Here is a 19316-nt window from a genome sequence, read left to right as displayed (position 1 = left end):
TAATAACCACACTCGGACTTTTAATACTGCAAATCGGCCAATCATTATGATCCTGCAGAGCCAGCGACTTTGGCATGAGAAAAAACACCTGACGCCCTGGCACCAGCATGCCAGCGGACAGATCTACCTGTTGACCCATGGCATGATGGCGTTGGAAACCCGGGAGCGCCAATGGGCAATGACCGCCGGCAGTATCGGCTGGCTGCCACCCAACTGTGCGCACCAGGCACTGGCATGCGGCAACGTCGTCGGCTGGAGTCTGTATCTGCCGGAGTCCTACTGTGCGACGCTGCCGGCGCAGCCGCATCTGAGCCCTGCCTCCGCGTTGATTCAGGCGTTAATGGAACGTATTGCTCCTTTTGCCGGACAAGAGCTGGATCCGGCGCAACAACGCCTATTGCGGGTCTTGTTGGATGAGATTTCTGTGGAAGAGAGCGTACCGCTGCAGTTACCGCTACCGCAGGACGCCAGGTTGTTGAAAATCGCCCGCGCCCTGCTGAATGAACCCGCCAGCGCGCGTACCCAGAGTGACTGGGCCGCCTGGGCCGGGGTGAGCGTACGCACCCTCAGCCGCCGTTTTATCAGCGAAACCGGTGTGACCTTCGCCCGTTGGCGCCAGCAAGCACGGGTGATTCGCTCGCTGGAGCCGCTTTCGCGTGGTGAATCGGTCGGTCGAATCGCCGGCGAATACGGTTATGACAATGTCAGCGCCTATATTGCCGCCTTCCGTCAGCGTTTTGGCACCACGCCGGGGCTGTATTTTAGTCAGCCTCAGTCGGTAACAGCGCCTGACGCGTCGCGTTAAGAAACTGTTCTGACAGCGCATCGCCCTGCGTTGCCCTTGCCAACGTCAGTGCCCCCACCAGCATCGCCATCTGCACCAGCGCCTGCTGTTGTCGTTGGGGTTGTTGTTCATCTGGCGAAAGCGACTCCAGCCGCGCCAACATGGCTTTCACACCGCTCAGGTAAGCCTGATGCACGGGTTTATCCGCCTCTTCGCGCGCCACGTCACCGGCCAGAGCGGCAACCATGCAGCCTTCGCCCGGGCAGTCGCGGTGCCTGACGTTCAGATAGGCGTCAACCAGAGTCTGTAAATTGTGCTGGTCGGGCTGACGGCTGGCTGCTTCCCAGCGCTGAGCAGATTCCTCTGCCGCCCTGCGGCTGGCCACCGCCGCCAGTTCGTCCTTGGAAGCAAAATGGCCATAGAAACCACCGTGCGTCAGCCCCACGGCCGCCATCAGATCGTTAACGCTGACGCCATTCAGGCCGCGTTCGCGGAAAAGCTGTGAAGACACCTGCTCAATCGCCTCGCGATTGCGCTCCATCTGCTGCTTTGAAACCCGTGCCATGGCATTTTCTCCTTATCAATCAGGCATCATCTTAGGCTATCCACCGACAGCGCTCAATAGATGATGCCTTTCATCCAAAGAGTCAGGCGCGCGGGGTACGCGGCGCGGCAAAGCGGGAACTGTCACCGCCCTGCGCACGCGCCAGCGTGTCGGCAATCTGCCGGTGAGGCGTGCCCGGTTCAATCGCGCTGACCCGATCCAGACGCGCCATCTGCTGCTCGTCCAACGTCAAATCAAGCGCCGCCAGCGTATCCTCTAACTGGTCCAGCGTGCGCGAACCCAGAATAGGGATCAGACTGGTGCTGGAATGCGCGGCCCTGTTGCGCAGCCAGGCGATAGCAACGTGGGTCGGCAGGGCCTGGTGTTCTTGCGCAATCGCCAGCACTTCATCCAGCAACGCGGTGTCTTTTTCGCGATGCACCAGGCGCCCCAACTCACTCAATCGACCAGCATCGCTATGGCGATACTTCCCGGTCAACAAACCACCGCCCAGCGGCGACCACAGGGTGGCGGCCATCCCCAGCGCTTCGGCCATCGGCAGCAATTCACGTTCTGCGGTCCGCTCTACCAGGCTGTATTCCACCTGTATACCTGCAATGCGCGCCCAGCCACGCAGTTCTGCCAGCGTATCTGCGCGGGCAATGCGCCAGGCTGGGAAGTTGGACAACCCGGCATATTGGATCTTGCCGGCGCGGATAAGATCGTCAAAGCTGCGAACGATCTCTTCAAGCGGCGTCAGGTTGTCGGAAAAATGCGCCCACAGCAGATCGATACGATCGGTTTTCAGCCGCTTCAGGCTGCTCTCTACCGAGGCAATCATGTTTTTGCGGCTGTTGCCGGTAGAGGCAATACCCGCGTCCGGCGCAGCACCCAAGGTGTATTTAGTGGCGACCACGAAACGGTCGCGTTCGGCGGCGATGAAATCCCCTACCATCTGTTCTGACTGGCCGAATTGGTAAGTATCAGCCGTGTCGATAAAGTTGCCGCCGGCGTCGACATAACGATCGAAAACCTGTTTGGCCTGTTCTTTTTCCGAACCGTAGCCCCAGCCGGTGCCAAAGTTGCCGGTTCCTAATGCCAGTTCAGAAACGCGCAGGCCGGTATTGCGGCCAAAGGTGGTGTATTTCATGGTAAAACCTCACGATTACGTTGCATTTATCAAAATAGATGATGGTCATCATTATTTTATATATGTCATTCATCATTTATAAAAGCAAGCGCAATCTGCGGCGAAGGCAAAAACCAAGGGAAGATACGAAGCGCTCGGGCACGCGGCACGGTGCCCGAAAATGTCAGAGGGGATTACTTTACCGTTTCCAATTGCAGTACGGCGAGGATCTTTTCAACCACCTGCTGTGGGTTACCGGTACCGTCCATCACGTAGTGCGCGGTCTCCTGATACAAGGCCTCGCGGGCGGCCAGCACTTCCAGCATCTCCTCAGCGATCGGACGACCGGTCAGCGTGGGGCGTTGCGCGTCTTGCGGGTACTCTTCCAGCCGCTGCGCCAACACCTCGGCCGGTGAGCGCAGATAAATGACGGTGCCGTGCTGACGCATAAATTGACGGTTCTCTTCCGCCAGGATCGCACCGCCACCGGTGGCAACTACAGTTGACGGTTGGGTGACGGTTTGCAGAGCAATGCTTTCACGGCGGCGAAATCCCAGCCAGCCTTCATTTGCGACCATTTCCGCCACGCTCATTTGCGTGGTCTGTTGCATAAACAGATCGGTATCGGTGAATTGATAGCCCAGCGCCAACGCCAGTGCACTGCCCACCGTGGTTTTACCGGCGCCGCGCGCGCCCACCATAAAAATGGTTTGTGTCATTACGGGTTGTCCCTTATACGGTGACTTGAATGCGTTAGCACGCCAAAATCCAGCGTGCAGATCGTGCGATGGCGTAGTTGCTGCATCATACCGCCATCAGCCTGTATTTCAATATTTACGATAGTGTAAATTCCATGGCACAGCGGCTGCCTGCAGCAAAACCCTGCGCCACCTCTTCCGCCAACCTTGCCCTCAACGACAGGCTGAGCCGTTCGGCGGCTATCGGACTGAACCCCAGACGCCGGTAATAAGGCGCATTCCAGGGCACGTCAATAAAAGTGGTTAGCGTCAGGCGCTGCGCGCCCGATAACGCGGCCAGTGCCGCAACCTCAACGAGCAGGTGGCGCCCGATGCCCTGACGTTGCCAGTTGGCAGCCACAGACAGTTCGGCGATATGCCAATCCTGCTGTTGTGGCACGACGGCGATAAAGCCGGCAACCTCCCCCGCCGCACCTTCCGCCAGCCATTCATTCTGTCGCTGAATAAAATCAGCATGCTGCTCTGCGCTCATCACCGGACCTTCAGCGATAAAACGCCAGGCCGGTTGTTGATGGAACAGCTGCGCCGCCGAGCGCTCAACGGCTATCAGTTGAGCGATATCCTGCGGCTGCGCCAAACGGATTTGCAGGCTCATCGGGTTCTCCTTAACAACGGGGCCGGCTATTTAACCAGATTTCCCCGACGGCAGATACCTGCTCGCCGGGACGTATTCCTGTACGAAAAATCAGAAGTCGACACTGGCGCGCAGCACCACTTCTCGCGGTTCCCCTACCGCCACGCGCAAATTGCCGCCGCTGGAAGGGTAATAGGTTTTGTCGAACAGATTCTTCACGTTCAATTGCCACTTCACCCGATAACCCTGCACCGGCATGGTGTAAGCGGCGAAGGCATCGGCAACGGTGTAATTATCAAGACTGAAACTGTTGGCAGCGTCGCCTGGACGACGGCCAACATAACGCGCCCCTGCGCCAATGCGTACGTTGTCGCCGCTATACAGCCCTGGGGAACCCAGATCCTGCGTCAGGAACAGCGAGGCGGTATGGCGCGCCACGTTGGTCATCTCCTTACCCTTGTTGTCCGGGTCATCTACCACCCGCGCGTCGGTGTATGCGTAAGAACCGATCATGCTTAACGAATCAGTGATGTTGCCGGCAACATCCAACTCCACGCCCTGCGAGCGTACGCGTCCGGCGGTTCGGGTGACGGTTTCACCATCCACCAGTTCGCTGACCATCACGTTACGTTTGGTGATGTCGAACAACGCCAGGGTCCCGGTAACGCCGTTGGGCAATTCGACCTTGCTGCCGACTTCCCAGGCCTTACCCTGCTCCGGCGGCAATGAGCCAATCTGGCTGGCAATGGACGAGTTTGGCTTGAAGGACTCGGTGTAACTGCTGTACAGCGACACATAGGGCGTCAGTTTGTAGACCACCCCGGCGCGCGGCACTAATTTGCCGTCGGAGCTGTCGGTGTTGGTGACAAACGGCCGCCCTTTACCGGCAAAAACGTCAAAAGCGTCATAACGCAGCCCGCCCATCACCAACCATTTATCGGTCAATTGAACGGAGTCCTGCATAAACCAGCCGTAGCTGGTGAGGTTTTCACGCTGATCGCTGTCTTTGGCACTGACGGCGTTCGAGGTTGGCATCAGGCCATACACCGGATCATAGATATTGAAATCGCTGTTCTTCTTGCCACGGATCATATCGCCGCGGTAGGTACGGTTATCTTCAAAATCAAAGCCAAACAGCATCTGGTGGTTGATGCTGCCCCAGTCAACGTCACCGTTGAGCGTCAGCTGTACCGCGTTGGCATGGCTGACAGCATGGGCGGTGGAGTCGGCCTGGCGCGACAGCACGCCAGTTTCAGGATCCAAAGCCAGCGCGCGCGCCTGATTGTCACTGTAACTGTTACGGCTATAGGCGTAGGTCAGAGAGCTTTTCCAGCTTTCATTCAGCACCTGATCAACCTGCAGGGTGACGCTGTCCTGATCGCCCCGCGTGGCGTTATAACTTTCGTCGAAGCGGCGGTCGCTCGGCGTATTTACCGGTTTGCCGGTGCGCGAATCAATGATGGTGCCGCGGTCGAACGGCACCAGATATTCCATATGTTCGTAGGCAACGCGTACCGTGGTGCTCTCGCCATACCACATCAGCGACGGCGCAATCACCGTTTGGCGGTTACGACCAAAGTTACGCCAGTAATCGGTTTCATCGTGATCGACAATCATCCGGTAGGCGAACCCGGAGGTACCAAGCGGACCGGTGACGTCCAACTGACCGCCGCCGCCCTTGAAGCTGCTGCCCCAGCCTTCCACATGGGTGTGCTGCTGCAGCTGCGGCTTTTTGGTGATCATGTTGATCATCCCGCCCGGTTCCCCCATGCCGTAAAGCATCGAAGCCGGGCCTTTCAGCACCTCAACCCGCTCAGTGGTCGGAGTAAAATTACGCGCCTGCACCGAACGAACGCCGTCACGCAAAATGGAGCCGTCGCGGTTATCACCAAAACCGCGCTTCATCACCGCGTCCTGGGTACCGCCCAAGGTGTTCGCCTGGGTAATGCCACTGACGTTATACAGCGCTTCATCCAGGCTGCTGACCGCCTGATCGGTAATCACCTGCTGCGGCACCACGTCGATTGCCTGCGGCACGTTCAGCAGGCTGGTCTCGGTTCGGGTGCCGGTCACGCTGGTCAGCGGCTGATAACTTTGCACGCCCTTCGCAGAGGCCTGGCCGACCACCACCAGCGTTTCCCCTGGTTCTTTTTCGGCGGTTTTGTCGGCGCCGATCGCCGGTGCAGACGCACAGGCCGCCAGAGGCAGTGCGCACCACCAGCCGCGCTGGGTATTATTCATTTTGTAACTGACTCCAATAGGTCCCTGAAAAAGGTAACGGCAAAAATTGTTGATAGAGTTGCTTAAAGGTCTGTTGCGGGTTGATGTCAGCAAACAGATCCGGGTAAAACGCTTTGGCGAACATTTCGACCGCCACGACGTGGTACGGGCTGAGATAGAAGTTGTGCCAGATACTCCAGGCCTGATGATTTTTTATCGCTTTCAGGTTGGCGAGCATCGGCTGTTTTTGCATGATCTGACGGAAGCTTTCATCCGCTTCCTGCTGGGTAACCAGCGGCCCCAGACGCAAATCGGAAAAGCGCTTACCCTGTGGACCGGCCATGCCGGTGGCAATGTAAATATCAGGATTGGCGGTCAGAATGGTTTCGGGGTTCAGTTCGCCATAAACCCCTTTGATACTGGCGCTGGCGATATTGTCGCCGCCGGCAAAGGCCAGCAGATCGCCGAGATTGCCATGAGCCGCGGTGGTGCAGCAGGTTTCACGCCGCCCGAGGTGCAAATGCAGCATGACCTTGGGCTTTGGCCCCCGATAGCCAGCCAGGCGCTGCTGGATCACCCCCATATGCTGCTGGTAGAAGTCGATAAACTGCTCCGCACGCTGCTGACGGTTGAGCACCTCACCCAGCAGTCGAACGCTGGGTACGGTGTTATGCAGCAAGTCGACCCGTAAATCGACGTAGATAACGGCAATACCCGCCTTACTCAGCGCCGTTAGCAGCAAATCGCTGTCGCCCTCCTCCTTCGCATAGCGGGCAAGGATCACCAGATCCGGTTTCAACTGGATCAGATTTTCAATGTTAACCTGGCGGAAGTTGCCCTTGCTGATAGAGGGTATGGCTTTGATCTGAGGAAATTTCTGCGTATACAGCTGCCAGCTTTGCGCATCGAAACGCGCCATGTCTTCCGGCCAGCCGACAATGCGTTGCGCAGGATTACCCGGCTCCAGCAACGCCAGGGTATACAGCATGCGGCTTTCACCTACCACGATGCGCTGCGGATTATCCGGCACCTCAACCTGGCGACCAGTGATGTCGGTGACCATTTTCGCCTGAACGTTAAAAACGCCAAGCAGCAAGGAAAACAGCAGTAACATGAGGGAATTGCGCATGGGTAAGCCGGATCGGTAAAATATGCGCGCATGATAATCACTCTCATTAACACTTTCAATCACAACGCTTGGCGGATCGGTTAAATCCGCTGAATCACGCTATTTCGGCGCTGATACGTGAAAAATCGCTATAAATGCCGTTTTATAAAGTTAAAAAATCGGTCGATAATGCGATCTGTGGCAAGCCAGATTACAGATAATTCAGGAGGTACCGAGATGACCCAACGTATTATTCCATTGGCGGAGTGCCCACAGTTCAGCGACGTTTGCGCCGCATGGGCGTTTGGTCAATGGGGTTCGCAACGCGGCGGTTCACTGGAACGCACGCGCCAACGCTTTGCCCAGTGCGCGCAGCCGAGCGAAGATTACACCACCCTGCTGGCGATCGAGGACGAACGCCCGCTGGGCATGGCCAGCCTGTGGCCGAGCGACGATCATCATCGGATGGACCTTTCTCCCTGGCTGGCCGGCGTATTCGTCCACCCGGATCACCGTCGCCAGGGCATTGCACAGCGGCTTGAGGCGGCCATCGTGTTGTTGGCACGCCAGCGCAATCACCCCGTATTGCACCTGATCACTGATAAATCCGAGGCGCTGTATGCGGGTTGGGGCTGGCAGACCATCGAACGCCGACGGCAATATGATGGCGAAGTGGTGGTGATGGAAAAAAAGCTAGGCTAACGCGGCGTGCAAATGTAAACCAACGCCGGCGGGAAGTTGCGCACCACCCGCAGCCGCTTCCAGTGAAAATAGCGGGACAGCAGCTTTTCCGACAGGTGGCTGTACTGAAACAGCACCAAGGTTCCGTTGCGCGCGAGCAAACGCTGCTGGGCCTGCTGCAAAATACGCATGCTGATTTTTAGCGGGATCGACAGCAACGGCAGGCAAGAGAACACCACGTCATAATCGCCGGCCATCTCTTCAGCCGAGCGATCCATCACCTGCAGGCGACGATCGTCAATTTTCCGCAGCTGATGAACAAAATGAGATTGGATTTCAAAGGCCTCGAGCGAAGCATCTGCACGCATCCGGCCTAATATCCGCTTGGTCAGCACGCCGTCCGCCGCGCCCAGTTCGGCGATCGACAGCGCCCCGGTCCATTCAACCTGATTCAACATCGCCTGACATAGCCAGGGGGAGGAAGGTGCCAGCGTACCAATGGTGCGCGGCGAAGCCATAAACTGCTGGAGGTAGGAAAAGTGGTTTTTCAGTTGCAGCCGTGTCGCGTTTAACATTGGGGCCTCCTTAGGTTGAGTAGTCACCAATCTGACCCCAATTCCTTAAGTATTCATTAACATGTTTCCTAAAACCGCCGACACAGTTGTAATAAAATGCAACCGAGCGCAGATAAAAAAGGGTGTGGACATCATCATCGGGTAATCAAGTAATTGCATTACCGGTCAGATTATTATCCACACCCGTTTATTTTATCGGCCACCTGTTACAGTGGCCGAATTTTATTTACTGCAGACGATTAACGGTATATTTCCGCATTACCGCGCCAGTTGCTGGAATCCCCCGGGGTGTCCAACCCGATAATACGAATGCTGCTGGCGCCGTCCGCCTGAGCTTTTTCTTTCAGTGCGTGAACCGCATCGCCCGGAGAACCACTAACGCCGGAAACCGACACTACGCCAAGGCTTTGCATACCGCTGGCCTGCTCTGTATTGATCTGTTTTACCGATGACAGCGGCGCTGCAAAGGAAGAGAATGAAGCGGCTGCCAAAAGAACTGCTGCGATGCCAGGTAATAGTTTCATAATGAACTCCAGATGTTTTTGTTTATTTTCTCGTATCAGTGGAGTTAATTATCTACCAGGCAATGAAAGCAGACGTAATCCAATGTAAAGAACATCAATCATTGTGATGAAAATAAGGAGGAAGTACGTGCAGGTATGTCTCTGACAGGACAAAGCGGGTCTATACCGTCACTCTACCCCTGAGAGATGACAATTTAAAGTCCGTTTGGCCAGGGAATATAAAAACCGCCCCTTTTAAGATTCTTCTCCCCGCAACCGCGACTGAACTACGCTATTTCTGAAGGTTATCATTATGGAAGGACTCCCTATGTCGCAAACCTTACTGCGTGTTCGTGATGGTCATGGTGCTTCGGTTTCGTTTTCGGAACTGCTGTTCGATCTGATTTACGTTTTTGCCGTTACCCAACTTTCCCACTACCTGCTGCACCATCTGACGCTGACCGGCGCGGTGGAAACGCTGCTGCTGTGGTTCGCCGTTTGGCTGGCCTGGCAATACACTGCCTGGGTCACCAACTGGTTTAACCCGGATACCCGTCCTATCCGTATTCTGCTGTTTGGCATCATGTTGTTGGGCCTGTTCGCTTCTTCTGCTCTGCCACAGGCCTTTGGCGAACGCGGGCTGACTTTTGCGCTGTTTTACGTGGCGATCCAGGTGGGCCGATCGTGCGTGGTGCTGAACCTGCTGCCCGCCGACCATCCACTGAAACAAAACTTCCGCCGTATTCTTGGCTGGATGTGTATTTCAGCGGTGTTCTGGATCCTTGGCGGCCTGGCGGAAGGTCATAACCGACTGGTGCTGTGGGCCCTGGCCGTATTGTGCGAATACGTTTCGCCGATGTTCGGTTTCCGCTTACCGGTGCTGGGTCGCTCCGACAGCAGCAGCGAATGGACTATCGAAGGCCATCATCTGGCGGAACGCTGCCAACTATTCGTGATCGTAGCGTTGGGGGAAACCATTCTGATTACCGGTTCGACCCTCAGCGAAATGGAGTCCTGGAGCGCACCGGTGCTGATTGCCTCACTGGTGGCGTTTCTCGGCAGCCTGGCGATGTGGTGGGTCTATTTTGATACCAGCAGCAAAGCCGGCAGCCATGCTATCAGCCAGGCGGAAAACCCCGGCCAACTGGGCGCTAACTTCCATTACGTACACGTGGTGCTGGTTGGCGCGATCATCGTCTGCGCCGTTGCCAATGAACTGGTGATCGCCCACCCTGACGGCCATATCGACAATGTGACGGCAGCAGTGCTGCTGCTGGGCCCGGCGATTTACCTGCTCGCCAACGCACTTTACAAGCGGTTGGTGTATCGTCGGTTCCCGCTTTCGCACCTGGTGGGATTGATCGCTTTGGCGGTATTGGCGCCGATAGCTTACCTCACCGATTTACTGATGGTGAATGGCCTGACCACGCTGATTATGGTGGCCGTCGCGGTGTGGGAGAGTATTTCACGCGGCAGAACGCCACAGGCCGGCGGCGTTCACTGATAAACCAGAAAACAGGGGGCAGCGCGCTATTGAGACGTCGCCCCCTGTTGCCTTATTTACTTCAGCGGTTGCGGTAGCGTCAGCACCCACAGCTCGCTAAGCGATTCCGGTTTCTCCAGCGGTTGCAGCTCGATACGGGTGGATACCGCTTTGCCGTCCAGGCTCAGGCTGCCCTGTTTATCCAGCTGATAATCGCCGATTTTCTTGGCCTTGGGTTGTGCGTCCACCAGCTTGGCCTGCAGGCCAAAATCGTTATCGTTAATCACCGCCAGGGTGCGATCGTCAATTAGCGACAGGCCCTCTACCTTCTCCTGTTGCCAACCCAATTTACGCAGATCCACCACTTCACGTTTCTGCGCCAGCTTCACGCCGCGCTTGGCGAGATCTTTGGCATCGTCAAACTCCAGCGCCTTGCCTTGGCCGTCGAAAGCCGTCAGATCGCTCGCCTGGCTGAGATCGACCAGATAGATCTTATTGATCATCTGCTTGTCTTTATCGCTGCCCTGCTCAACCAGCAGGATATGTTGGTTGTCCACCGCCACGATGTCACCCACCTTGGCGTCTTTGGCTTTTTTATAGCTGTCGATATCGATCGGATAGCCGTACATGGCCGTTTTGCCGCTGGCCGGATCAAAACTGACCAACCGCGTAAACTGCGCCTTGTTTTTACTCTTGCCATCGACGTCGAGCGTACTCTGCACCGCAGCCAGAATACGGCCGTCCGGCAAACGAGTGATCCCTTCGAAGCCCCGGTTCGGCTGGCGCCACTTGATGATATTCGGTAACCCGCTGGCCACTGCTTGCTCCCCCTGCTCCGGGGTCGGGCCGTATTTGGCGAGGATCTTGCCCTGATTGTCGATATGGATCAGGAATGGACCATATTCATCACACAGCCAATAGCCGCCTTTACCGTCCGGCGTGATGCCTTCGGTATCCAGCCCACGTCGATCGCTTTCCAACGTTTTCAGCGTGTCGCTCAGCGCTACTTCATTGGTTGAACCAATCAACCCCGCCGGTAGCGGTAATCCGCTGATAGGGCCTTGCTGGTCATGCAGCGGACGCAAGTTGCTGGCGACCGCCTTGCCGTCGCCAACGCGAATATCCATCAGCAACGGCACAAACTGCGGATTAGCGAAGATTTTCGCTTCCTGATCGCCTACCGCAGGCGCGTCGGCATTCGGGCCGCGATCGGTCAACGTCGTTAACAGCAAGTCCTTACCCTCGCGCCCATTGAATACCAGGCCCGATCCGATACCCACCGGTAATCCTTGCGGGAAATTCTTGGCGAATGCTCCCTGATAACTCACATGCTCGCCACCCGGAAAACTGACAATATAACGAGCCACTTCAACGTCGGTGGCAGCATAAGAAAACAGGGGGAACAACGCGCTGATTAACAGCGAAACTGATTTTATTTTCATGATGTTGGCTCAGTGTTATGGGGGTAGAGTTGGCAGCTTGCTAAGGTATTAGTCTTACATGACAGCCTGATGACAAACGGACCTAATGCTATGAATTGCAGCAATAATTAAATATGGCAAATAGGAATTAGCAATTAACGCAGACAATTCGAATGGAAAAAACAGATAGAAAATCAAATTTAACCATAGCTATTTTCCGCTAAAAATACCTATACCACCTAAGCTTAGGGTAAATTCTTATAACAGCGATAAAAAAAACAGCAAACGCACGAAAAACCTAAGAATAGGGATGAAGTCGCATAGACAAAATTAATTCCCGGGGATTTAATACCCGCTGTTACTCAAGGTGCATTAAGAAATTACTTATAGAAACCTGCATTAATTTAAAAAGGTGTTCTATAGTTTTTAGTGCTAACGCCCGTTAGTATTTTCCGTGGGATGGAATCTATGTCAAAGCGACTTTTTGCCGAATTTTTTGGCACATTTTGGTTGGTGTTCGGTGGTTGTGGTAGCGCAGTATTAGCAGCTGCATTCCCACAACTGGGTATTGGTTTTCTTGGTGTCGCACTCGCTTTTGGTCTGACTGTAGTCACTATGGCTTATGCCGTTGGCCATATTTCTGGCGGGCACTTTAACCCGGCCGTTACCGTAGGTTTATTTGCCGGTGGTCGCTTCGCCGCGAAAGACGTTATTCCCTACGTGATTGCTCAAGTGATTGGCGGGATTGCTGCAGCGGCGGTGTTGTATTTGATCGCCAGCGGCAAAGCAGGTTTTGATCCTACCGGCGGCGGCTTTGCTTCCAACGGTTACGGTGAACATTCACCGGGCGGTTATTCTCTGCAATCCGCAATTGTTATTGAATTGGTATTGACCGCATTCTTCCTGATCGTTATTCATGGCGTGACAGATAAACGTGCACCGGCAGGATTTGCTCCGCTGGCCATTGGTTTGACATTAACGCTGATCCACCTGATCAGTATTCCGGTAACCAATACTTCTGTTAACCCGGCACGTAGTACCGGTGTTGCAATATTCCAGGGAACCTGGGCATTGCAACAGCTTTGGGTATTCTGGCTGGTGCCATTAGTCGGTGGTGCTATCGGCGGCCTGATTTATCGCTGCCTGTTGGAAGACAAGAAGTAATTTATACCCGGTAATGTTCTGTCAGGGCAGCCGCTATATCCAATGGACTTCCGGTTATCGCTAATCACGCGGTAATCGTAAAGATAAAGGGTATATAGGCTGCCCTGAAATTATTTATCCTCTGACCGCCTCAAACATCATAATATCGCTGGTGAATGAGCCGTCCGGCTGAATGGCAAAATGCTGCAGCACCTCTTCAGAAACCCCCTTTTGCAACGCTCGGATCGCGGTAACGAAATGCTCCGGCGTACGCATACGCGCGACCCAACTGCTGAATTCCAGGTATAACCTGTCCGACGTCACTTCCCGTACCAGCAGCCCTGATTCAGTCAGTAACCCCAACCATTCGCCCGGCGCATAATTGCGGACATGCGAAGTGTCGCGCAGCACCTCAACGGTTTGCAGATAGATATCCAGCAGCGGATGCCCCGGTGAGACCACATCCATAAAGATCGCTCTGCCGCCCGGTTTCAACACCCGGCGCACTTCGCGCAGCGCCTGGCCGACATCATGCCAATGGTGGGCCGAATAACGGCTAATCACCAGATCGAAGCTGGCGTCCTCAAACGGCAGTGATTCCGCGACGCCCTGCTGCATCTGAATATTATTGAAACCTTTCTCTACCGCAGCCTGGCTCACTACCGCCAGCATTTGCGCCGACAAATCGTAGGCCACAACCTGAGCCACTTTCGCTGCGGCGCTAAAGCTGGCATGCCCGGCCCCACACCCCAGATCCAGCAGCCTGGCATCGGGATAAGGCTCCAGCAACTGAGCCAGTCGCTGCAGATCCTTCCCCTGTGCATGAACTGCGCTGGTCAGATAGGCGCTGGCCTGCTCACCAAATTGACGGTCGACCGCATTTTTATGGCTGTTGCTGTTGCTCATATGTGCTTCCTTTTTTGTCTGGCTTGCGCCGGTGCCGGATGGCTTTTTTATTACTATAATCAGCTTAATATACGGGTACAATATGAGCAGTTATCCTAGTATGAGCAGATACCAGCCTATGCAATCTGAAGCCTTATCCGGCCCCAAAGCCCTCGGCGCTTTCCTGCGTGCGCACCGTGAACGCATCACGCCGGAAATGCTGGGTTTACCCACCGCACCACGCCGCCGCACCAGCGGTCTGCGCCGTGAAGAGCTGGCGCAAATCAGCGGTATCAGCGCCACCTGGTATACCTGGATCGAGCAAGGCCGCGAGGTATCCATCTCGCCGCATACGCTGGCGCGCATCGCCAAAGCACTGCGGTTAGGGCATGCCGAGCGCCACTACCTGTTTACCCTGGCGCGAGTCGCAGACCCCGAACAGGAACAGCCTCACGAAGCCGACAACAGCGCGGTGCTGCAAAGCGTTAACCAGGTGACGGTGCCTTGCTACCTGCTGGATATCACCTGGAATGTCGTCGCCTGGAACCCGGCGGCGGAAAGCCTGTTCTGTGGTTGGCTGGGCCAAGCCGCTACGCCCAATCTGCTGCACTTTATGTTTTTCCACCCGTTAGCCAAAACGCTGGTCAGCGACTGGGAGGAACGGGCACGCCGCGTGGTCGCCGAGTTTCGTGCCGAAACCAGCCACCATCAAAATACCGAAGAGATGCGCGCTTTCGTCCGCAACATGACGCACAACAGCGAAGCCTTCCATCACTGGTGGAAACAGCATGACGTACTGGCACGCGAGGGGGGCGAGCGTACCTTCTCTCATGTGCAACACGGGGAGCTGCGCTATCGTCAACTGACGTTTAACCCATCGGAAAATAGCGGTCTGAAACTGGTGATGCTGATCCCTCTGACGTAACGGGTAACAAATTCATAAACAGGTTTACCTGCCATTTATTTATTGGTTCATCTAAACGCGCTAGGGTGACAGTTACCGATGATATCTATCATCCAGTATCGTTATTCATCTCCTAGAGGTAATCCTATGCAATCCGAAGAACAACGTCTTATCGATGGTCTGTTTGGCCGCTTGAAAGAAGCCGAGACCAAGACGGGCCAGAGGGATCTCCAGGCAGAGCAGCAAATCAACCAACACATCCGCGAACAGCCTTCCGCGCCTTATTACATGGCTCAGGCGATGATCATTCAGGAAGCGGCGCTGAAACAGCTCGACCAGCGGGTGAAGGATCTGGAGAGCCAGATTGCCCAACAACAGCAAAATAACGCTAACCAACAAAACAGCGGCGGCTTTCTGGCCGGGCTGTTTGGTGGCGGTAATCGCAACGCGCCAAGCCCGCGCGAGCAGTATCAGGCGCAACAGCAGAATAACGCGGCATGGAACAACCAGCCGCAGGGAGGCTATGCTCAACAGCAGCAACCGGCCTACAGCCAACCGCAGCAGGCAGCACCTTCACGTGCCGGCGGGTTCCTCGGCGGGGCATTGCAGACTGCCGCCGGCGTGGCAGGCGGTGTGGTGCTGGCCGACATGTTGACCGGTATGTTCCGCCATTCACAACCACAGGAAATTGTTAATATTATCGATGAAACGCCGGCAACACCGGTGGATGACAGCGCGATGAATAATTTCGACGCGTCCAACAATCTCGATACCTTTAACAACGGCGGTGATAGCCGCTTCCTCAACCAAGATAACGGCTTCCAGAACGCGGATTATCAAAACGACGATAACACCGATTTCGCCGACGACGACTACAGCGACGACGATTCGTTTATCTGATCCTTCCCCCCTTTCCACCCGGAGAGGGGGTTTCTGTTTCTTCTTCCGCACCGCTGGTCTACAGTTAAACCTGTCCAATCACAGCAGGTTACGCAAGCTATGCCGAAGATGAACCCTATCGCCCCCTATGCAAGCACTCGCCTGTTGATGCGTCCGCCGGTGGCCGACGATTTGCCGCGTTTTTACGCCATTTTTGGCGATCCCGACACCCAGCGATTTAATCCCGCAGGCCCCATCGCCAGCGAAGAACAGGCACGATTGGCGCTGACGGGGCGGATCGAAAATTGGGCGCAACACGGCTATGGATCCTGGGCAATTGCACTGCGTGAGCAGCCGGAGTGGGTCATTGGCTTTGGCGGGTTGTCCTGGCGGCCGCTAGGGGCACAGCGCACGGTGAACTTGGGCTATCGTTTTGATACGCAGGTTTGGGGCAGCGGCTTGGCCACTGAGTTGGCGCAGGCCTCGCTGGAGTATGGTTTCAAGCATCTGCAGTTGACAGAAATTTCGGCTATTGTGCGCGAAAAAAATCTGGCCTCATGCCGCGTGCTGGAAAAAGCGGGGTTACGTGTGGTCGATACTCTGGATGACGTGCCCGGCGATACGCCAAGCCTGGTTTACAGCATTACGCGCAGTGAGTATCAGGGCTGCTGAACCGGCGGTTCATCATTGATCTTCGCCAGCGCCCGACGGTAGGACTTAACCTTTTGGCGCTTCTTCAACCAGGTGGTGGTTGAGACAATAAAAATTAGCCCGGACATGGTCAGCACGCCGATCGGGTGGCCGTAAAACACCATAAGGGCGAAATAAATAGCGGAGACAATCGCCACCCATTTTGCCGTATTTCCCACCGCATTCTTCTCCTGACTCAAACGGCGGATGTACTCTTCTTCACTGATCCCCATACGCGCTCCTTTTTAGCTGAACGTTCCACTATATTGGGGCGGAATGATGATAATTCAATCGATTAAAGGGTAAAGAAGCGTAAAGCTCAGCGAGATTGCTCACGACGATGACGCAGATAACGCCCCGGCAAAACCTCTCCAGGCAACGCCGTGCCAGCATTGCGGCCAAATAACCTATAGCGATTGCTCGCCACTGCATTGTAAAACCCATCCGCCAGCCGCTGCGGCAAAAAGCGCGCCAGCGCCAACAGGCGAAATGGCCAGCCAAGCTGACGCAACGCCTGAAAAAACGCCGCCGAACGCAACCACTGTCGGCCCGGTTCAAGATAAACGATGGAGTCAAAACGATCGGTGGGCAAGGCCAGCCAATTCAGGATTGCCTGACCTTCTTCGGATTGCACCGTGGCCAACAGGATCTTGCCCTGCCGATCGGCACGGATCAAAAATCTCACCAGCCCGTGACACAAATTACATTCGCCATCGAATAACAGCACCCGGTCACCGGGCTGGAGATAAGGGGGGAGCGTTGACGGATTCATCCTGCCTCCTGAGGTTTACCCCAGACTAACGCGCATTCCCCTTCAGAACCAGCGGGGCCGCTTACGGCGCTGGGGACGCAGGTGGCGTATCCGGCAATGCCACTACCGAGATTCGTACTTCGTAATGCTTGGCGTTACCGGCGGGGATCACCGAAGTCAGCTTATTGATGGTTTCAGTGGGATTATCGCTGGCGGAAGTCGCACAGAACAGCTCACCGCCGTGGCAGAAGCCCGGTTTAGGCATATGCCCACCAGGGAAAGGAGGTAATCGGAACTGCTGTTCTGCAGGGGGGACGTTTTTTTCTACCGGAGCCGGAGCGGAAAGTGCGCTAACGCTGAACAGCGTCACGGCAGCCAGCACAGGAAGCGTCAGTACTTTGATTGCATTTTTCATGTTGTCGATCTCATTTGCCGGGATTGGACCTAACCTACCCCGCCCCCGGCCGATGAGAAAGCCGCTTTTCACGACCTTTGCATCCCGATGATCTTTGCTTACATCCCTCCGCTAACGTGATGAAAGGTTAAGGATTGTGTAAAGGTCGTTCGGCTTTTCTTTCTATCTATTTTGATTACTTGCCTTTGGTCAGCGTGCTGTAGCTGGTCATCAGGTTGCGGTAATCGGGAATGTGGTTGGAGAACAAGGCCCCCAGCCCTTCGACATCGTTGCGCCAGTCACGGTGCAGCTCACAAGCGACGCCAAACCAGGTCATCAGTTGCGCGCCTTCGGCTTCCATACGGCTCCAGGCCGATTGACGCGTCAGCTCGTTGAAGGTGCCGGAAGCATCGGTGACTACGAACACTTCGAAACCTTCGCTCAGGGCAGACAACGCCGGGAAGGCCACGCACACTTCGGTGACGACACCGGCGATAATCAACTGTTTGCGGCCGGTGGCTTTCACTGCCTTGACGAAGTCGTCGTTATCCCAGGCATTTATCTGCCCAGGGCGTGGAATAAAGGGTGCATCGGGGAATTGAGCTTTGAGTTCAGGGACCAGCGGGCCGTTGGGGCCGTCTTCGAAGCTGGTGGTCAAAATAGTCGGCAGGTTAAAATACTTCGCTAAATCACCCAGTGCCAGTACGTTGTTTTTAAAACGATCGGGATCGATATCGCGTACCAGTGAAAGCAGCCCTGCCTGATGATCCACCAGCAAAACGGCAGCCTGATCCTTATCGAGGCGTTTGTAATTTGCAGTCATGGTTTACTCCTGTGGGGTGTTGATTATTGCGGTTAAAGGTTGCCTTGGCCAAGAGGCCAAAGTGCAGAGGTTACCTAAGTGTAGAACCGGATCCGGAGGTGTTTTTCCGGATCGGCTCTAAGATATGCGGTGAGGGCTTAGCCGGCGTGCTTCTCTGCCGTCATGCTGCCGAACTTGCCGCCGTTGAAGTCACGGAAAGCCTGCTGGATTTCCGCGTCGCTGTTCATCACGAACGGGCCATAACCGACGATAGGCTCATCGATCGGCTCGCCGCTCAGTACCAGCAAGCTGACATCATTGTTGGCTTCGAGGGTGATTGAATCCCCTGCACGGTCAAACCTGACCATTTGGGTTTCGCGCACCACTTCCTCACCGTTAACATGAATCGCGCCATGCAGTATCACCAGCGCCAGCGTATGCCCTTCTTCCACCGTCAACGTGGTGGTGTGACCGGCATTCAGCTTCATGTCCCAGACATTAAGCGGGCTAAAAGTACGCGCCGGACCGGCGTGGCCGCCGAAGTTACCGGCAATCACCCGCACCTGGCCTGCGCCATCCGCCAGTGGAACCACCGGGATATCCGCATTCAGCAGCGTCTGGTAACCCGGCTCAGCCATTTTGTCCTTGGCCGGCAGGTTTACCCACAGCTGAACCATTTCCATGGTGCCGCCGTTGCGCGAGAAATCCCGTGAATGGAACTCTTCGTGCAAAATACCCGAGGCGGCGGTCATCCACTGTACGTCACCGGGACCAATCACCCCGCCGCTGCCGGTGGAATCACGGTGCTCCACTTCGCCTTGGTAGACGATGGTGACCGTTTCAAACCCACGATGCGGATGCTGACCCACACCGCGGGTGCCGGAGGCAGAGCGGAACTTGGTTGGCGCAGCGTGATCCAACAGCAGGAACGGGCTCATTTCTGCCCCCAAATCGTTGTAGGAGAACAGCGAATTCACCAGGAAACCGTTGCCGACCCAGTGGGCTTCAGGGCTGTTGTAAATACCGAGGATCTTTTTCATCTTGAACTCCTGTTTCAGGTCTCACGACCTTAAGTTGATGTCAGAAGT

The 19316-nt window shown here is 55.5% G+C and carries 22 protein-coding genes; 7 read left to right on the top strand and 15 right to left on the bottom strand.

Going from position 1 to position 19316, the window contains the following annotated elements; all coding sequences use genetic code 11:
• Window positions 1-46: 46 nt before the first annotated feature.
• Window positions 47-805, top strand: a complete 759-nt coding sequence (locus AC1RKC_RS22390) for a helix-turn-helix domain-containing protein (protein WP_020825427.1) — start codon at window positions 47-49, stop codon at window positions 803-805.
• On the opposite strand, the gene AC1RKC_RS22385 is transcribed toward AC1RKC_RS22390, so the two are convergent.
• The 6 genes from AC1RKC_RS22385 to AC1RKC_RS22360 all read right to left on the bottom strand — a co-directional run bounded on the left by AC1RKC_RS22385 (window position 762) and on the right by AC1RKC_RS22360 (window position 7138).
• Complete coding sequence (locus AC1RKC_RS22385) at window positions 762-1349, bottom strand: TetR/AcrR family transcriptional regulator (RefSeq protein ID WP_020825426.1); 588 nt, start codon at window positions 1347-1349, stop codon at window positions 762-764. The genes AC1RKC_RS22390 and AC1RKC_RS22385 overlap by 44 nt on opposite strands.
• Before the next feature lie 82 nt (window positions 1350-1431).
• A complete protein-coding gene (locus tag AC1RKC_RS22380; RefSeq protein ID WP_115059900.1) occupies window positions 1432-2478 on the bottom strand; it encodes an aldo/keto reductase in 1047 nt (348 codons plus the stop codon).
• Window positions 2479-2651: 173 nt separating this feature from the next.
• Complete coding sequence (gene aroL / locus AC1RKC_RS22375; RefSeq protein ID WP_020825424.1) at window positions 2652-3176, bottom strand: shikimate kinase AroL; 525 nt, start codon at window positions 3174-3176, stop codon at window positions 2652-2654.
• Between the two features lie 115 nt (window positions 3177-3291).
• On the bottom strand, window positions 3292-3810 hold the full coding sequence (locus AC1RKC_RS22370; RefSeq protein ID WP_020825423.1) for a GNAT family N-acetyltransferase: 519 nt from the start codon (window positions 3808-3810) through the stop codon (window positions 3292-3294).
• A 90-nt stretch (window positions 3811-3900) separates the two neighbouring features.
• On the bottom strand, window positions 3901-6030 hold the full coding sequence (locus AC1RKC_RS22365) for a TonB-dependent siderophore receptor (RefSeq protein WP_115059902.1): 2130 nt from the start codon (window positions 6028-6030) through the stop codon (window positions 3901-3903).
• Window positions 6023-7138 carry an ABC transporter substrate-binding protein gene (locus tag AC1RKC_RS22360; RefSeq protein ID WP_046374389.1) on the bottom strand — a complete coding sequence of 372 codons (1116 nt, stop codon included), beginning with the start codon at window positions 7136-7138 and terminating at the stop codon, window positions 6023-6025. Before AC1RKC_RS22360 ends, AC1RKC_RS22365 begins: the two co-directional genes overlap by 8 nt.
• 216 nt (window positions 7139-7354) lie before the next feature.
• On the opposite strand from AC1RKC_RS22360, the gene AC1RKC_RS22355 reads away from it, so the two are divergent.
• Window positions 7355-7819: a GNAT family N-acetyltransferase gene (locus tag AC1RKC_RS22355; RefSeq protein WP_020825420.1), complete on the top strand. Its 465-nt coding sequence runs from the start codon at window positions 7355-7357 to the stop codon at window positions 7817-7819.
• On the opposite strand, the gene AC1RKC_RS22350 is transcribed toward AC1RKC_RS22355, so the two are convergent.
• On the bottom strand, window positions 7816-8373 hold the full coding sequence (locus AC1RKC_RS22350; protein WP_020825419.1) for a class I SAM-dependent methyltransferase: 558 nt from the start codon (window positions 8371-8373) through the stop codon (window positions 7816-7818). The two genes, AC1RKC_RS22355 and AC1RKC_RS22350, sit on opposite strands and share 4 nt — an antisense overlap.
• A 239-nt stretch (window positions 8374-8612) precedes the next feature.
• On the bottom strand, window positions 8613-8897 hold the full coding sequence (locus AC1RKC_RS22345; protein ID WP_020825418.1) for a YdgH/BhsA/McbA family protein: 285 nt from the start codon (window positions 8895-8897) through the stop codon (window positions 8613-8615).
• A 307-nt stretch (window positions 8898-9204) separates the two neighbouring features.
• Here AC1RKC_RS22345 and AC1RKC_RS22340 point away from each other — a divergent pair, with 307 nt between their 5' ends.
• Window positions 9205-10380 (top strand): low temperature requirement protein A, encoded by a 1176-nt coding sequence (locus tag AC1RKC_RS22340; protein WP_046374390.1) that lies wholly within the window; start codon window positions 9205-9207, stop codon window positions 10378-10380.
• Between the two features lie 56 nt (window positions 10381-10436).
• Here AC1RKC_RS22340 and AC1RKC_RS22335 read toward each other — a convergent pair whose 3' ends face one another.
• Window positions 10437-11801, bottom strand: coding sequence for an esterase-like activity of phytase family protein (locus tag AC1RKC_RS22335; protein WP_116691200.1), 1365 nt, complete (start codon window positions 11799-11801; stop codon window positions 10437-10439).
• A 447-nt stretch (window positions 11802-12248) separates the two neighbouring features.
• Between AC1RKC_RS22335 and aqpZ the strand changes: the two genes are divergently transcribed.
• Window positions 12249-12944: an aquaporin Z gene (aqpZ, locus tag AC1RKC_RS22330; protein WP_041414261.1), complete on the top strand. Its 696-nt coding sequence runs from the start codon at window positions 12249-12251 to the stop codon at window positions 12942-12944.
• A 114-nt stretch (window positions 12945-13058) separates the two neighbouring features.
• Here the strand turns inward: aqpZ and AC1RKC_RS22325 are convergent, their stop codons facing one another.
• Window positions 13059-13829, bottom strand: coding sequence for a class I SAM-dependent methyltransferase (locus AC1RKC_RS22325; RefSeq protein WP_493092521.1), 771 nt, complete (start codon window positions 13827-13829; stop codon window positions 13059-13061).
• 118 nt (window positions 13830-13947) lie between these two features.
• Here AC1RKC_RS22325 and AC1RKC_RS22320 point away from each other — a divergent pair, with 118 nt between their 5' ends.
• The 3 genes from AC1RKC_RS22320 (at window position 13948) to AC1RKC_RS22310 (ending at window position 16263) form a co-directional block, all read left to right on the top strand.
• Window positions 13948-14733 carry a helix-turn-helix transcriptional regulator gene (locus tag AC1RKC_RS22320; protein WP_046374393.1) on the top strand — a complete coding sequence of 262 codons (786 nt, stop codon included), beginning with the start codon at window positions 13948-13950 and terminating at the stop codon, window positions 14731-14733.
• Window positions 14734-14859: 126 nt separating this feature from the next.
• Complete coding sequence (locus AC1RKC_RS22315) at window positions 14860-15612, top strand: DUF2076 domain-containing protein (protein WP_046374394.1); 753 nt, start codon at window positions 14860-14862, stop codon at window positions 15610-15612.
• A gap of 99 nt (window positions 15613-15711) precedes the next feature.
• Complete coding sequence (locus AC1RKC_RS22310; RefSeq protein ID WP_020825411.1) at window positions 15712-16263, top strand: GNAT family N-acetyltransferase; 552 nt, start codon at window positions 15712-15714, stop codon at window positions 16261-16263.
• On the opposite strand, the gene AC1RKC_RS22305 is transcribed toward AC1RKC_RS22310, so the two are convergent.
• The 5 genes from AC1RKC_RS22305 to AC1RKC_RS22285 form a co-directional block, all read right to left on the bottom strand.
• Entirely contained in the window at window positions 16251-16514 is a 264-nt protein-coding gene (locus AC1RKC_RS22305) for a hypothetical protein (protein WP_046374395.1), read from the bottom strand. The genes AC1RKC_RS22310 and AC1RKC_RS22305 overlap by 13 nt on opposite strands.
• An 86-nt stretch (window positions 16515-16600) precedes the next feature.
• A complete protein-coding gene (locus tag AC1RKC_RS22300; protein WP_048759667.1) occupies window positions 16601-17053 on the bottom strand; it encodes a thiol-disulfide oxidoreductase DCC family protein in 453 nt (150 codons plus the stop codon).
• A 61-nt stretch (window positions 17054-17114) separates the two neighbouring features.
• A complete protein-coding gene (locus tag AC1RKC_RS22295; RefSeq protein ID WP_020825408.1) occupies window positions 17115-17447 on the bottom strand; it encodes a hypothetical protein in 333 nt (110 codons plus the stop codon).
• 175 nt (window positions 17448-17622) lie between these two features.
• The gene (ycaC, locus tag AC1RKC_RS22290; protein ID WP_020825407.1) at window positions 17623-18249 is read right to left on the bottom strand and encodes an isochorismate family cysteine hydrolase YcaC; all 627 of its coding nucleotides are present in this window, start codon (window positions 18247-18249) and stop codon (window positions 17623-17625) included.
• Between the two features lie 137 nt (window positions 18250-18386).
• The gene (locus AC1RKC_RS22285) at window positions 18387-19268 is read right to left on the bottom strand and encodes a pirin family protein (RefSeq protein ID WP_046374398.1); all 882 of its coding nucleotides are present in this window, start codon (window positions 19266-19268) and stop codon (window positions 18387-18389) included.
• Between the last annotated feature and the right edge of the window lie 48 nt (window positions 19269-19316).

Source organism: Serratia sp. GW822-FHT06E05, from assembly GCF_058799445.1.
Note: the sequence above shows the minus strand (reverse complement) of the source record. Positions and strands in the feature narration are given on the sequence as shown.

Bases quoted from the DNA above. Each gene is read 5' to 3' on its own strand.
- AC1RKC_RS22390 (WP_020825427.1), top strand. From the start codon at position 47: ATGATCCTGCAGAGCCAGCGACTTTGGCATGAGAAAAAACACCTGACG.
- AC1RKC_RS22385 (WP_020825426.1), bottom strand. From the start codon at position 1,349: ATGGCACGGGTTTCAAAGCAGCAGATGGAGCGCAATCGCGAGGCGATT.
- AC1RKC_RS22380 (WP_115059900.1), bottom strand. From the start codon at position 2,478: ATGAAATACACCACCTTTGGCCGCAATACCGGCCTGCGCGTTTCTGAA.
- aroL (WP_020825424.1), bottom strand. From the start codon at position 3,176: ATGACACAAACCATTTTTATGGTGGGCGCGCGCGGCGCCGGTAAAACC.
- AC1RKC_RS22370 (WP_020825423.1), bottom strand. From the start codon at position 3,810: ATGAGCCTGCAAATCCGTTTGGCGCAGCCGCAGGATATCGCTCAACTG.
- AC1RKC_RS22365 (WP_115059902.1), bottom strand. From the start codon at position 6,030: ATGAATAATACCCAGCGCGGCTGGTGGTGCGCACTGCCTCTGGCGGCC.
- AC1RKC_RS22360 (WP_046374389.1), bottom strand. From the start codon at position 7,138: ATGCGCAATTCCCTCATGTTACTGCTGTTTTCCTTGCTGCTTGGCGTT.
- AC1RKC_RS22355 (WP_020825420.1), top strand. From the start codon at position 7,355: ATGACCCAACGTATTATTCCATTGGCGGAGTGCCCACAGTTCAGCGAC.
- AC1RKC_RS22350 (WP_020825419.1), bottom strand. From the start codon at position 8,373: ATGTTAAACGCGACACGGCTGCAACTGAAAAACCACTTTTCCTACCTC.
- AC1RKC_RS22345 (WP_020825418.1), bottom strand. From the start codon at position 8,897: ATGAAACTATTACCTGGCATCGCAGCAGTTCTTTTGGCAGCCGCTTCA.
- AC1RKC_RS22340 (WP_046374390.1), top strand. From the start codon at position 9,205: ATGTCGCAAACCTTACTGCGTGTTCGTGATGGTCATGGTGCTTCGGTT.
- AC1RKC_RS22335 (WP_116691200.1), bottom strand. From the start codon at position 11,801: ATGAAAATAAAATCAGTTTCGCTGTTAATCAGCGCGTTGTTCCCCCTG.
- aqpZ (WP_041414261.1), top strand. From the start codon at position 12,249: ATGTCAAAGCGACTTTTTGCCGAATTTTTTGGCACATTTTGGTTGGTG.
- AC1RKC_RS22325 (WP_493092521.1), bottom strand. From the start codon at position 13,829: ATGAGCAACAGCAACAGCCATAAAAATGCGGTCGACCGTCAATTTGGT.
- AC1RKC_RS22320 (WP_046374393.1), top strand. From the start codon at position 13,948: ATGCAATCTGAAGCCTTATCCGGCCCCAAAGCCCTCGGCGCTTTCCTG.
- AC1RKC_RS22315 (WP_046374394.1), top strand. From the start codon at position 14,860: ATGCAATCCGAAGAACAACGTCTTATCGATGGTCTGTTTGGCCGCTTG.
- AC1RKC_RS22310 (WP_020825411.1), top strand. From the start codon at position 15,712: ATGCCGAAGATGAACCCTATCGCCCCCTATGCAAGCACTCGCCTGTTG.
- AC1RKC_RS22305 (WP_046374395.1), bottom strand. From the start codon at position 16,514: ATGGGGATCAGTGAAGAAGAGTACATCCGCCGTTTGAGTCAGGAGAAG.
- AC1RKC_RS22300 (WP_048759667.1), bottom strand. From the start codon at position 17,053: ATGAATCCGTCAACGCTCCCCCCTTATCTCCAGCCCGGTGACCGGGTG.
- AC1RKC_RS22295 (WP_020825408.1), bottom strand. From the start codon at position 17,447: ATGAAAAATGCAATCAAAGTACTGACGCTTCCTGTGCTGGCTGCCGTG.
- ycaC (WP_020825407.1), bottom strand. From the start codon at position 18,249: ATGACTGCAAATTACAAACGCCTCGATAAGGATCAGGCTGCCGTTTTG.
- AC1RKC_RS22285 (WP_046374398.1), bottom strand. From the start codon at position 19,268: ATGAAAAAGATCCTCGGTATTTACAACAGCCCTGAAGCCCACTGGGTC.